General features: G+C 73.0%; 13 protein-coding genes. 9 read left to right on the forward strand and 4 right to left on the reverse strand.

What is annotated here, in order from left to right:
- Window positions 1–45 precede the first annotated feature (45 nt).
- Entirely contained in the window at window positions 46–1,023 is a 978-nt protein-coding gene (locus RBR11_RS17170; protein ID WP_308490662.1) for an alpha/beta hydrolase, read from the forward strand.
- A gap of 46 nt (window positions 1,024–1,069) precedes the next feature.
- The gene (locus RBR11_RS17175) at window positions 1,070–1,546 is read left to right on the forward strand and encodes a hypothetical protein (protein WP_308490600.1); all 477 of its coding nucleotides are present in this window, start codon (window positions 1,070–1,072) and stop codon (window positions 1,544–1,546) included.
- A gap of 38 nt (window positions 1,547–1,584) precedes the next feature.
- On the opposite strand, the gene RBR11_RS17180 is transcribed toward RBR11_RS17175, so the two are convergent.
- Both RBR11_RS17180 and aspS read right to left on the reverse strand, forming a co-directional pair.
- Window positions 1,585–2,100: a GNAT family N-acetyltransferase gene (locus tag RBR11_RS17180; RefSeq protein WP_308490601.1), complete on the reverse strand. Its 516-nt coding sequence runs from the start codon at window positions 2,098–2,100 to the stop codon at window positions 1,585–1,587.
- A gap of 141 nt (window positions 2,101–2,241) precedes the next feature.
- Window positions 2,242–4,041 (reverse strand): aspartate--tRNA ligase, encoded by a 1,800-nt coding sequence (gene aspS / locus RBR11_RS17185; RefSeq protein ID WP_308490602.1) that lies wholly within the window; start codon window positions 4,039–4,041, stop codon window positions 2,242–2,244.
- Window positions 4,042–4,177: 136 nt separating this feature from the next.
- On the opposite strand from aspS, the gene RBR11_RS17190 reads away from it, so the two are divergent.
- Window positions 4,178–4,591: a DUF5684 domain-containing protein gene (locus RBR11_RS17190; protein WP_308490603.1), complete on the forward strand. Its 414-nt coding sequence runs from the start codon at window positions 4,178–4,180 to the stop codon at window positions 4,589–4,591.
- Between the two features lie 5 nt (window positions 4,592–4,596).
- Window positions 4,597–5,220 (forward strand): histidine phosphatase family protein, encoded by a 624-nt coding sequence (locus RBR11_RS17195; protein WP_308490604.1) that lies wholly within the window; start codon window positions 4,597–4,599, stop codon window positions 5,218–5,220.
- Window positions 5,221–5,265: 45 nt separating this feature from the next.
- Here the strand turns inward: RBR11_RS17195 and RBR11_RS17200 are convergent, their stop codons facing one another.
- Both RBR11_RS17200 and RBR11_RS17205 read right to left on the reverse strand, forming a co-directional pair.
- On the reverse strand, window positions 5,266–6,099 hold the full coding sequence (locus RBR11_RS17200; protein ID WP_308490605.1) for an amidohydrolase family protein: 834 nt from the start codon (window positions 6,097–6,099) through the stop codon (window positions 5,266–5,268).
- 5 nt (window positions 6,100–6,104) lie between these two features.
- Complete coding sequence (locus RBR11_RS17205; RefSeq protein WP_308490663.1) at window positions 6,105–6,959, reverse strand: tryptophan 2,3-dioxygenase; 855 nt, start codon at window positions 6,957–6,959, stop codon at window positions 6,105–6,107.
- Window positions 6,960–7,226: 267 nt separating this feature from the next.
- Between RBR11_RS17205 and RBR11_RS17210 the strand changes: the two genes are divergently transcribed.
- From RBR11_RS17210 to RBR11_RS17230, 5 genes are all read left to right on the forward strand, one after another.
- Window positions 7,227–8,465 (forward strand): TIGR03364 family FAD-dependent oxidoreductase, encoded by a 1,239-nt coding sequence (locus RBR11_RS17210; RefSeq protein WP_308490606.1) that lies wholly within the window; start codon window positions 7,227–7,229, stop codon window positions 8,463–8,465.
- Window positions 8,462–9,187: a phosphonatase-like hydrolase gene (locus RBR11_RS17215; protein WP_308490607.1), complete on the forward strand. Its 726-nt coding sequence runs from the start codon at window positions 8,462–8,464 to the stop codon at window positions 9,185–9,187. Before RBR11_RS17210 ends, RBR11_RS17215 begins: the two co-directional genes overlap by 4 nt.
- A gap of 1 nt (window position 9,188) precedes the next feature.
- Window positions 9,189–10,322: an alcohol dehydrogenase catalytic domain-containing protein gene (locus tag RBR11_RS17220; RefSeq protein WP_308490608.1), complete on the forward strand. Its 1,134-nt coding sequence runs from the start codon at window positions 9,189–9,191 to the stop codon at window positions 10,320–10,322.
- A 144-nt stretch (window positions 10,323–10,466) separates the two neighbouring features.
- The gene (locus tag RBR11_RS17225) at window positions 10,467–11,399 is read left to right on the forward strand and encodes an EamA family transporter (protein WP_308490609.1); all 933 of its coding nucleotides are present in this window, start codon (window positions 10,467–10,469) and stop codon (window positions 11,397–11,399) included.
- A 57-nt stretch (window positions 11,400–11,456) separates the two neighbouring features.
- A complete protein-coding gene (locus tag RBR11_RS17230) occupies window positions 11,457–12,491 on the forward strand; it encodes an NAD(P)H-dependent flavin oxidoreductase (protein WP_308490610.1) in 1,035 nt (344 codons plus the stop codon).
- Window positions 12,492–12,656: the final 165 nt, after the last annotated feature.

A 12,656-nucleotide genomic window follows, 5' to 3' on the forward strand; every position in this document is an offset into this window, starting at 1 on the left:
GGCGGTTAGCATGGGGGCTCAGGTGCGCAGGGAGCGGGGGTGACCATGCCTTCTCGGTCGTCGAGCGCCCGGATCCTGGTCGGCGGGGTGGTCGGGCTGCTCCTCATCGGGCTGGCCGGCTTCGCGGCGGCGCCGCGTGCGGACGGGCCGGAGCAGGCTGCCGCGATCCTGCCCGACAACCCGCTCTACGACTCCTGGCATGCGCCGGCCGGCATGCCCGCCCACGGCGAGGTCACGCTGCTCGCCGGGGACGATCGGATCCCCTCCTCCGCCGGGTTCGAGCCGCGTGACGCCTCGCTGTACCTGCCGCCCGCCGCTCTCGTGACGGATCCGCCGGATCTCCCGCTCGTGGTGTTCATGATGGGGCAGCCCGGGGATCCGGATCCGGAGCCGATCAGCACCGCGATGGACGAGCTCGCCGCCCAGCACGACGGGCTCGCCCCGATCGTGATCGTCGCCGACCAGCTCGGCGATCCGTCGAACAACCCGGCGTGCGTCGACTCCGGGACGTTCGGCGGGGTCGAGACGTACTTCACGAAGGACATCCCGGCCTGGGCGCGGGAGCACCTGCACGTCGCCGCGGATCCGTCGCAGTGGACGATCGCGGGGTTCTCGAACGGCGGGGGCTGCGCGCTGGACTGGGCTCTGGGGCACCCCGGGCTGTGGGGGAACGTGGTCAGCCTGTCCGGGGAGTCGTATCAGGGCACCGAGTTCCCGGACGAGATGCTGCAGCAAGTCTTCGACGGGGACCAGGCGGCCTACGAGGCGGCGAAGCCGGCGGCCAGGGCCGAGAAGCACGCGGGGCAGTTCACCGGGCACCTGGCGATCTTCGCGGCGGGCGCCGACGACGCGGAGTTCTCCGCGCAGGCGCAGCTCTCCCGGCAGATCGCCAAGGACGCGGGCTTCGACACCCGGTTCTTCTCCATCCCGGGGGAGGACCACGTGGGCGCCCTCCCCGGCGGCCTGCTGGTCGGCTTCGAGGCGCTGTTCCCGCGCCTCGGGCTCGGCCCGCCCTCCCATTGACGCGTCGCTGCCGCCGTGGCGGGTCGCGGGCTGGTTGGATCGGAGCATGAGCTCCCTTCCCGATTCGATCGACATCGACGGCGTCGTGCTGACCCGGATCGAGGCGCCGGACGAGATCGCCTGCTGGACGGCCGGGATCGACGGTGGCGACGGCGGCTGGACGGTGAGCATCGTCGCCGAGCCCGCCGAGGAGCCCACGACCGAGGCGCTCGAGGCCGCGCGCGGCGTGATCGCCGACTTCGCGGCGCTCAGCGAAGCCGGCATCCGCTTCCTCGTCGAGGAGCTCGCCGGGCCCGCCGGCACGCGGTCGACGGGTGCTCTGTCGGCGGAGGACCGCGCGCGGCTGGGCGCGGAGGAGGCGCCGTTCGGTGCGCCCGAGGCCGTCATCTGGCAGGACGGCACCTGGATGATGCGCTTCGCCGAGACCAGCCTCGCGATCGCCGGGGACTACGGGATCGGCGTGATGTTCGCCGGCGCCACTCCCGTGGCCGTGGAGGACCTCTCCGACCCCGACGAGGACTGAAAACCCTCTCCCGGTCGTCGTGCGAGGGCCGTCGCGGGTCAGTCCCGGGGCACGCGGAACTTGAAGCCGCGGTGCGAGCCGACGAAGCCGAGCCGCTCGTAGAAGCGGTGGGCGTCGACGCGCCGGGCGTCCGAGGTGAGCTGCACCATCGACGTGCCGAGCGCGGGGGCCGCGACGTCCGTCGTCCAGCGCATGAGCGCTGATCCGATCCCCGCCGAGCGCAGATCCGAGCGCACCCGCACCGCCTCGACGAGGAGCCGGGTGGCGCCGCGGCGCGACATCCCGGGGATCCGGGTGAGCTGGAACGTGCCGACGATCCGCCCGTCGTGCTCGGCGACGAGCAGGTCGTTCGACGCGTCCGCGAGCACCGACTCCAGGCCGGCCGTGTAGGCCGGCAGATCCGCCTCGGCGGCCACGTCTCCGCGGGACGCGCTGACCGGGTCATCCGCGAGCAGCGCGATGATCGCCGCGGCGTCGCCGGATCGCGCGCGGCGCAGCGTGACGGCGCCGATCCGGGTCTCGAGGGGAACGGGCAGGACGAGATCGGCGAGCATGCTCCGATCCTGTCACGCGCCCGCGCCGTCTTCGTGCGTGCGCTTCGCGCGGAGAAGAGCACTTCGCTCGGACGGAATCACGGAATCCGTCCGAGCGAAGCGTACATCTCCGATCGTGGCGATCGGAGGCGGAGAGGGGGATCAGGCCTGCACGGGCTCGGGTGCCTCGACGGGCTTCGCGACGGCGTCCACCCCGGCCTCCTTGCGCTGCTCCGCGGTGATCGGAGCGGGCGCGGCGGTGAGCGGGTCGAAGCCGTTGCCGGTCTTCGGGAAGGCGATGACCTCGCGGATCGACTCGGTCTTGGTCAGGTGCTGGAGCACGCGGTCCATGCCGAGCGCGATGCCGCCGTGCGGGGGAGCGCCGAACTTGAACGCGTCGAGCAGGAAGCCGAACTGGCTGGCGGCCTGCTCCTCGCTGATGCCCATGACGGCGAGGACGCGCTTCTGGATGTCCTCGCGGTGGATGCGGATGGATCCGCCGCCGAGCTCGGAGCCGTTGCAGACGATGTCGTACGCGTAGGAGAGGGCGGAACCGGGATCCGTGTCGAAGGTGTCCTCGAACTCCGGCTTCGGCCCGGTGAAGGCGTGGTGCACCGCGGTCCAGGCGCCCGCGCCGACGGCGACGTCGCCCGAGGCGACCGCGTCGGCGGCCGGCTCGAACATGGGCGCGTCGAGAACCCAGGTGAAGGCGAACACGTCGGGGTCGAGCAGGCCCAGACGGCGGCCGATCTCGACGCGCGCGGCCCCGAGCAGCGCGCGGGACTCCTTCGCGGATCCGGCGGCGAAGAACGCGCAGTCGCCGGGGGCGGCGCCCACGAGCGCGGCGAGGCCCGCCTGCTCGGTCTCGCTGAGGTTCTTCGCGACGGGGCCGCCGAGCGTGCCGTCCTCGTTGAAGAGGACGTAGGCGAGGCCGCGGGCGCCGCGCTGCTTGGCCCAGTCCTGCCACGCGTCGAGCGTCTTGCGGGGCTGCGAGGCGCCGCCGGGCATGACGACCGCGCCGACGTAGTCGGCCTGGAACACGCGGAACGTGGTCTCGGAGAAGTAGTCCTTCGCCTCGACGAGCTCGAGGCCGAAGCGCAGGTCGGGCTTGTCGGAGCCGTACTTCGCCATCGCGTCGGCGTAGGTCATCCGCGGCAGCGGGGTCTGCACCTCGACGCCGATCGTGGCCCACATCGCCCGGACGACGTCCTCCATCATCTCGATGACGTCCTCCTGGTCCACGAAGCTCATCTCGATGTCGAGCTGGGTGAACTCCGGCTGGCGGTCGGCGCGGAAGTCCTCGTCGCGGTAGCACCGCGCGATCTGGAAGTACTTCTCCACGCCGCCGACCATGAGCAGCTGCTTGAACAGCTGCGGGCTCTGCGGCAGGGCGTACCAGCTGCCCGGGTGCAGGCGCGCGGGTACGACGAAGTCGCGGGCGCCCTCCGGCGTGGAGCGGGTGAGGGTCGGGGTCTCCACCTCGACGAACTCGCGCTCGTGCAGCACGTCGCGCAGCGCCTTGTAGACCTTCGAGCGCAGCTGCAGCGCGGACGCGGCGGCCGGGCGGCGCAGGTCGAGGTAGCGGTGCTTGAAGCGCACGTCCTCGCCGACCGGGTCGGTCTCGGCGAGCCCCGACGACACCGGGAACGGGAGCGGCGCGGATTCGTTGAGCACGACGACGTCCTGCGCGACGATCTCGATCTCGCCCGAGGGCAGGTTCGGGTTCTCGTTGCCGGCGGGGCGGCGGGAGACCTCGCCGGTGACCTGCAGCACGAACTCGCTGCGCAGCGGGTGCGCGATCTCCTCGTCCCGGATCACGACCTGGGCGATGCCCGAGGCGTCGCGCAGATCGATGAAGGCCACTCCTCCGTGGTCACGACGGCGATCGACCCACCCGGCGAGGGTGACGGTCTGACCGATGTGCTCGGCGCGCAGAGCGCCGGCCGTGTGGGTGCGAAGCACGGAGGATCCTCCTGATCGGGGAGAGGGACAACCCGGCTATTCTACGGGGGCCCGCGAATGCCTCTCCGGAGAGGGCCCTCTCACTAGACTCGCGGCAGCAGGCGAACCCGCCGGCGCATCGAGAAAGGCGTGTCCCGTGACCCTTGCATCCGCACTCGCTCTCGTCCCTGCCGCGAACGCGACCGACACCGTCAACAACGTCTGGGGGGCGGTCTTCTCCGGCACCGGGGGGATCCTCGGCCTGATCTTCTACGTCCTCTTCGCGATCGCGATGTGGCGGATCTTCACGAAGGCCGGCTACGCGGGGATCCTCGCGATCATCCCCATCGTGAACATCGTCTTCCTGGTGAAGATCGCCGGGATGTCCGGCTGGTTCGCGCTGCTCTACCTCATCCCGATCGTCAACGTCATCTTCAACATCGTCGTGGCGATCCGCCTCGGCAGGAACTTCGGCAAGGGCGGGGCGTTCTCGTTCTTCCTGCTGTGGCTGTTCTCGATCATCGGGTACTTCATCCTGGGCTTCGGCTCGGCCCAGTACCGCCGCGTCTGACCCGGATGCCCGCGGAACGCCTTCACCTCGTCCGGCACGGCGAGGTCCACAACCCCGATCACATCCTGTACGGACGGCTGCCCGGCTATCACCTCAGCGAGGCCGGGCGGGTGATGGCCCAGGCGGCGGCGGATCACGTCGCCGGCCTCGGCCGTCCGGTCTCCGCGCTGCGCTGCTCGCCGCTCGAGCGCACCCAGGAGTCGGCCGAGCCGTTCACCGCGGTGTTCGACCTGACTCCGCGGCTGGACGAGCGGATCATCGAGCCGACGAACGTGTTCGAGGGCACCCGGATGCGCCGTGCGCTGATGAACCCGTGGAACTGGCGGCATCTGCGTCGCCCGTCGCTGCCGAGCTGGGGCGAGCCGTACGCGTCGATCGCGGGGCGGATGCGGGCCGCGATGGACGAGGCGTGGGATGCGGCCGGAGGCGGCGACGTCGTGTTCGTCTCGCACCAGGCGCCGATCTGGATCGCGCACCTGGCGATCGCGGGCCACCGGCTCCGGCACGACCCGCGGAGCCGGCGCTGCGCGCTGTCGAGCGTCACGTCGTTCGAGCGCGACGGCGGCACCTGGCGTGAGGTCGCCTATGCGGCCCCTGCCGCGGCCGGCATCGATCTCGGCGCGGTCTGAAGCGCTCGTCGGGCGGACCGAGCCCGTTCCGCAGGTCAGCGGCGGTCAGGAGATGCGCGCGGCCACGGCCGGCTCGATGTCGAACGGATCCGCGTCGCGGGCGGGGAGCAGGAACCGGCGCTCGACCGTCGCGGCGACGGGCACGAGCGTGCGGATCAGCGCCGCGCCGGTGATCCCGGCCTCGCGCAGCGCCGCGATCTCGGCGGGGTTCAGGTCGACCGGCAGGTCGCCGTTGCCGAGATCCGTGCCGTAGCGGACCGTGCCGCCGTGCGCGTGGAAGCGCCGCACGTTGTCGATCGCGATCTCCCGGGCCTCGCCCTCGTGGATCGCGAGCGTCGAGATCCAGGCGATCCGCCCCGCCTGCGCGGAGACCTCCGCATCGCTCAGCCGCTCGGTGAACGGGGCGTGCGCGAGCGCCCGTACGCCCAGGGCGGGCATGCGCTGCGCCTGCCCGGCGCCCTCCGCGTGCGCGACGACCGGCAGGCCCAAGCGGTCCGCGATCCTCACGATCGCGTGGATCAGCTCGTCGGCGAACACCGGGCCGGCGTCGTGGTTGCTCGCGATCTTGATCACCGAGGCCCCGGCCGCCGACATCTCGGCCACGGCGGTCTCGGCGTCCTCCCGGTCGGCGACCTCCCGGACGGATCCCGCGGGCGCCCACGCGCGATCCGAGGGGTACCCGCCCGGAGGGGTCAGGAACGCGCCCGCGTAGGAGATCGAGATGCCGGGTGGATCCGCGGCCAGCCGGGCGATCGCGTCCGGCTCGGATCCGAGGTCCAGCACCCGGCCGAGGCGGCTGTCGGCGAGCCCCGCAGGGTCGGCGAGCTGCAGGTGGACGTGGTGGTCGGTGAAACCGCCGATGAAGGTGCCCTCTGCCACCGCGGTCACTGTCCGATCTCGGTGCGCACGGCGTACAGCTCGGGGAAGAAGGTCAGATCGAGCGCGCGCTGCAGGAAGTCCACGCCGCTGGATCCGCCCGTGCCGACCTTGCGGCCGATCGTGCGGGTCACCGTGCGCAGGTGCCGGAACCGCCAGAACTGGAAGTTGTCCTCGACGTCGACGAGCTCCTCGCACGCCTCGTAGAGGTCCCAGTGCGCGTGCGGGTCCTCGTAGATCTCCTGGATCACCGGCACGAGCGACTCGTGCATCCGGTACGGCTCGCGCACGTCGCGGTCGAGGATCTCCCTCGGCACGGGCAGGCCGCGCCGGGCGGCGAAGCGCAGGAACTGGTCGTACAGCGTCGGCCGCTCCCACTCCGCGGTCAGCATCGCGAGGTTCTCCGGATGCGAGCGGAACACGCCCAGCATCCGCTCGTTCTTGTTGCCGAGCGCGAACTCGACGGCGCGGTACTGCACGGACTGGAACCCGGAGGAGCTGCCCAGGGAGCCGCGGAACTGCGCGTACTCGGTGGGCGTGAGCGTCGCCAGCACCGACCACTGCTGGATGAGCACCTCCTGGATGTGCTTCACCCGCGCGATGTGCTTGAGGGCGGCGCGCAGATCGTCCTCGGCGAGGCGGTCGCGCGCGGTGCCCAGCTCGTGCAGCACGAGCTTGAGCCAGAGCTCCGTGGTCTGGTGCTGGATGATGAACAGCATCTCGTCGTGGTGCTCGGGGACGCTCACCGGATGCTGGGCGCCGAGCAGGCGGTCGAGGTCGAGGTAGGACCCGTAGGACATGCGGTCCCGGAGGTCGGTGACGATGCCCTCTTCGAGCGCTCGCTCGTTCTCTGCCACGCTCAGTCCTCCTCGTCGCGGATCCGCTTCCAGTATCCCATCCGGTCCTTTGGGGGAGCCGGGCGGGGGCCGGATCGGAGGGCGGGGCGGCCCTGCGGCGGCAGATGTTCACGTAGGCGGCGCGGGGGTAAACAGTCGGCGAACAGTGCCCGGGTCAGCCCGTTTCCCGGTGTCGCGCTTGAGAGAGTCTTCCGGAGCGCTTCCCCGCCGAACGCGGGCGAAGGCGCTCCTGAGGCCTCGGGGCGAGGCCTTCCGAGGACAGGGAGGACGGCGATGACCGCTCGTTTCGACGTGGCCGTGGTCGGATCCGGGATCGTCGGCCTCGGCGCCGCCTACGCGGCCGTGCGCCGCGGGAAGAGCGTGGTCGTGATCGACCGGACCGAGCGCCCGGTCGGATCCACGATCCGCAACTTCGGGCACCTCTGCATCGGCGCGCAGAGCGGCGCCGCCCGCACCTACGCCGACGCCTCCCGGCCGATCTGGCTGCGCCTCGCGCAGGACGCCGGGTTCTGGCTCCGCGAGTCGGGCACGCTCGTGGTCGCCCGCGAGCACGACGAGCTCGCGCTGCTCGATGAGGCCGCTGCGGACGACGAGGGGATCCGCCTGCTCGACCAGGCCCGGGTGCGCGAGCTGGCCCCCGTGCGCGACGGCGTCGCCCGCGGCGGCGCGCTCGTCGGTGTCGACCTCCAGGTCAACCCGCGCGAGGCCGCCGCAGCGATCGTGCGGCATCTCACGTCGCTCGGCGTCGAGTTCCGGTACCGCACCGCCGTCACCGACGTCGAGTCCGGCCGGGTGCGCACGACCCGCGGTGTCGTCGACGCCGACGAGGTCGTCGTCGCGGTGAACCACGACATCGATCAGCTCCTGCCCGAGATCGCCGACCGCGCCGGCGTGATCCGCTGCGCGCTCGACATGATGCGCGTCGCCGTGGACCTCCCCGCCCCACTCGCCGCCCCGGTGCTCACCGGCTGGTCGCTCGTCCGCTATCGCCGGTTCGCCGGGCTCGGATCCGCGGCCGCCCTGCGCGAGCGCCTGCATTCCGAGCGGCCCGCGCTCGCCGCGCTCGATCTGAACCAGATGTACACCCAGCTCCCGGACGGCACGATGCTGCTCGGCGACTCGCACCACAAGGGCGTGCAGCCGGGGCCGTTCCAGCCCGAGGCCGCGTTCGACGCGTTCGTCGACGAGGCGCACGCCCTCTTCGACATCCGCAGGCTCCGCGTGCTCGAACGCTGGCAGGGCGTGTACGCCGCGGCCCGCGAGGAGCTCCTCGTCGAGGAGGTCGCCCCGCGCGTGCTCGCGCTCGCGGCGACCACCGGCATCGGCATGACCACCGGTCTCGGACTCGCCGAGACCGAGACGACCCGCGCGTTCGGCTGGGAGCCGGCCGACGCGGACGGATCCGTCCCGGATCCCGCCGCTTCCCCCGTCCCAGCGTCCCGGGGCGGGGAAGGGAACACGCTCGCAGAGGCCGCCATCGTCGGCGGCCGCGCACAGGAGGAGAACGCATGAGCACCCACCGCACCCCGATCGAACTGGTCGTCCTGGACATGGCGGGCACGACCGTGCTCGACGACGGCATCGTGGAGCAGGCGTTCCAGCGCGCCGCCGAGCGCACCGGCGTCGCGGGGCGGATGGGCTGGGACGCGGCGCTGCGGTACGTGCGCGACACCATGGGGCAGTCGAAGATCGACGTGTTCACCCACCTCGCCGGCGGCGACGTCGCCGCCGCCGAGCGCGCCACCGCGCAGTTCGAGTCCGCTTACGCCGAGATCGTGGCGGAGCACGGCGCGACCGAGATCCCCGGGGCGGCCGAGACCATCGCCGAGCTGCGCGCCGCCGGCGTGAAGGTGTGGCTGACCACCGGCTTCGCCCCGGTGACCCGGGACGCCCTCCTCGACGCGCTCGGCTGGCAGGGCCTCGTCGACGGCGTGCTCTCGCCCGTCGACGCGGGCCGCGGCCGCCCCGCCCCCGACCTCGTGCTCACCGCGCTGATGCGCGCCGGCGCCTCCTCGGTGCGGGCGGTCGCCGTCCTCGGGGACACGATCAGCGACGTGCAGTCCGGCCGCCGGGCCGGGGCCGGGTTCGTCGCCGGCGTGCTCAGCGGGGCCCACGACCGGGCCGCGCTGGAGACCGCCGCGCCGGACGCGATCCTGGCCGATGTCACGGGCCTCGCCGCCGCGCTCGTCGAGCGCGGTCTGCTCGAGGCTCCCGTCTCCGCCGCGGCCGTCTGACGTGCGCGCGGCACTCATCCCTCCCGCGCACCCCGTCCACCGCCATGACGTGCCGCTGCGCCCCGCCGCGACGGCGATGGCGTGGCTCGGCGCGGGCATGCCGCACCAGGCGCTGGCCGTGCCCGGCGTCGCGCTGGCGCCGAAGGACGTGCTCGTCGCCGTCGAGATGTCGACGATCTGCGGATCCGACATCCACACCGTGCAAGGGCGCCGGCACGCGCCCACGCCCCTCGTCCTCGGCCACGAGAGCGTGGGCCGGATCATCGCGATCGGCGACGACGGCGCCGGCGCGGTGGACGGGTCCGAGCTGCACGTGGGCGACCGCGTCGTCTGGTCGGTGACCGTGTCGTGCGGCGACTGCGACCGCTGCCGCGCGGGCCTCACCCAGAAGTGCCGGACGCTCGCGAAATACGGGCATGCCCGGATCGAGCCGCGCTGGGAGCTGACCGGCGGCTTCGCCGGGCACGTGCACCTGCGCGGCGGCACGGCGATCGTGCGGGTGCCCGAGGCGCTGCCCGCCGCGGCCCTCGCCCCCGTCTCCTGCGCCACCGCGACCGCGTGGGCGGCCGTGGTGCGCGCGGCGGCGCTGCGCGGACGCCTGCTGTCGCAGCCGACGGCGCTGGCCGGGGAACGGGTGGTCGTGTTCGGCGCCGGGCTGGTCGGCCTGACCGCCGCCGCGATCGCGGCCTCGCACGGCGCCACGGCGGTCGTCGCCGACCCGAACCAGGGCCGCCGCGCGTTCGCCGCGCGCTTCGGGCTCACCGCCGTCGACCCCGATGCGGTCGCCACGGAGTCCGCGGACATCGTCGTCGAGGCCTCCGGGCACGCCGTCCCGGCCGCGCTCGATGCGGCCGACGTCGGGGGAGCGGCGATCCTCGTCGGCAGCGTGTTCCCCGCGGACCCCGTCCCGCTCGACGCCGAGCGGATCGTCCGCAGGCTCATCGCCGTGGCCGGGGTGCACAACTACACCGGGGCCCAGCTGCACGCGGCCGCGGCGTTCATGGCCGGGTCCGGACGGGCCTACCCGTTCGCGGACGCGGTCGGCGCGGTGCACCCGCTCGCGCAGGTGGACGCCGCGCTGGCGGAGGCCTCCGGGCCCGACGCGCCGCTGCGGGTGGGGCTCACGCCCCGCTGAGCGGGGACGGCTCGAGCGCTCCCGTCGCGTTTTCTGTCGCCATCGGCGCGCCAGAGCGACAGAAATCGCGACGGGAGCGGATCGGCGATCCGCGAATCGGATCCGGGATCGAAATGGTATGCCATTCGAATCTAGAATGGACGCATGTCCGACGCCCCCGCCCCGCCCCGCGGCGTCGGCGTCGGGGTCCTGCTCGTCGTCGGATCCTGCATGTCGTTGCCGTTCGGCGCCGCGGTCGCGACGACCATCTTCCCCGCGCTCGGATCCTGGGGCGTCACCGGCATCCGCGTGCTCATCGCCGCGCTCGTGGTGCTCCTGATCGCGCGCCCGCGGGTCACCCGCTGGGACCGGAAGAAGTGGATCGCCGCGGCCCTGTTCGGCGTCGCGATGGCGTTCATGAACGGCACGTACTACGCCGCGCTCGACCGGATCCCGATCGGAGCCGCGGTCGCGATCGAGTTCCTCGGGCCGCTCGTGCTCGCGGCCGTGCTCACCCGCCGGCTCCTCGACGCGGTCTGGGTCGGCGTCGCACTGCTCGGCATGGCCCTGCTCGGCGTCGACGCCCTCATCGGATCCGCCGCGCTCGACCCGATCGGCGTGCTGTTCGCGCTCGCCGCCGCCGCCTTCTGGGTCTTCTACATCCGCATGGGCGCCCGGGTCAGTGCGCTGCTGCCCGGCACCGAGGGGCTCGCGATGTCGCTCGCCGTCGCCGCGGTGCTGCTGCTGCCGTTCGGCATCCCGGCGACGGCGAAGGCGGTGCAGGATCCGGACATCCTCCTGCTCGCGCTCGTCACCGCCGTGCTCGCCTCGGTCATCCCGTACACGCTCGAGCTCGCGGCCCTGCGCCGCCTGCCGCAGCGGCTGTTCGGCATCCTGCTCAGCCTCGAACCGGTGTTCGCCACGATCGCCGGCGTGCTCGTGCTGCACCAGTCGACGACGCCGCTGCGGCTCGCCGCGGTCGCCCTCGTCGTGATCGCCAGTATCGGCGTCACCGCCGGCAGCCGTCCGCGCCGGGGCGCCGGCGGGCAGGAGCTGCCGCCGCCGATGACGGGCGGCATCTCGGTCATCCCGGACTGACGGCGGCCGTTCGTCAAACGGGCGACGGGCCGATGGCCCGGGCGTAGCCTCGGGAGTATGAGCGACCTCCTCGGCACCCGGATCCCGATCGTCCTCGCCCCGTTCGGAGGACTGAGTTCGATCCGCCTCGTCGCCGCGGTGAGCGAGGCCGGCGGGCTCGGCTCGTACGGGCTGTACGGCTATGACGGCGACCGGATCCGCGAGACCGTCGCCGCGATCCGCGCCGCGACCGGCAGGCCGTTCGCCGTGAACATCTGGCTGCCGACCGGCGACGAGGTCGCGCCGGGGCCGGAGCACGACGCCTACGCGGCGGTGCTCTCACCGTTCTTCGCCGAGGTCGGCGCCGAGGTCCCCGCCCGCCCCGATCGTTATCTCCCGCCGGTCGAGGAGCAGCTCGACGCGATCTGGGAGTCGGCGCCGGCCGTGCTCAGCGTCGTGTTCGGCGTGCCGTCGCCGGAGGTCGTCGAGGAGGCGCACCGCCGCGGGATCCGCGTGGTCGGCGCCGCGACGACGGTCGCCGAGGCCGTCGCGCTCGCGGACGGCGGCGTGGACGCGGTCGTCGCGACCGGATCCGAGGCGGCGGGGCACCGGGTGTCGTTCCTGGAGCCCGCCGAGGAATCGCTCGTCGGGCTGTTCTCGCTGCTGCCGCAGGTCGTGGACGCGGTGTCCGTGCCGGTGATCGCGGCCGGCGGGATCTCGGACCGGCGCGGAGTCGCCGCCGCCTTCGCGCTCGGCGCCGCCGGTGTGCAGGTCGGGACGGCCTTCCTCGCGACGGCCGAGTCCGCGGCGAACGACGCACACCGCGCCGCGATCCGCTCCACCGCCGCCGACCGCACCGTGCTCACCCGGGCGATGAGCGGGCGCCTCTCCCGCGGCGCGCGCAACCGCGCTGTCGCCGAGATCGAGGCCGGCGGATCCATCGCCCCGTTCCCGGCGCAGAACTGGATCACCGGACGCTTCCGCGCCGCGGCCGGAGCCCAGGGCAGGGGCGAGCTGCAGTCGCTGTGGATGGGTCAGTCCGCCCCGCTCGCCCGCTACACGACCGCGGACGAGGCGTTCGCCGAGCTCGCGGCGGGGATTCCCGCGGTCTGAGGCCCTCGGCCCACGCGGTTGTCGCTCGCTGCGCGCGTGGTCCGGCAGTGATTCGTCCCTCGGGCAGGAGATGGAAAACGCTGCTGCGATGCTCCGGCAAGGCGCGAAATCCACCTCTGAGGACGGCGGGTGAAGGACTTCTGGCGTGTAAGGGGGGAAATCGCT

This window comes from Microbacterium capsulatum, assembly GCF_030865425.1.
In the GTDB taxonomy this organism is placed as follows: domain Bacteria; phylum Actinomycetota; class Actinomycetes; order Actinomycetales; family Microbacteriaceae; genus Microbacterium; species Microbacterium capsulatum.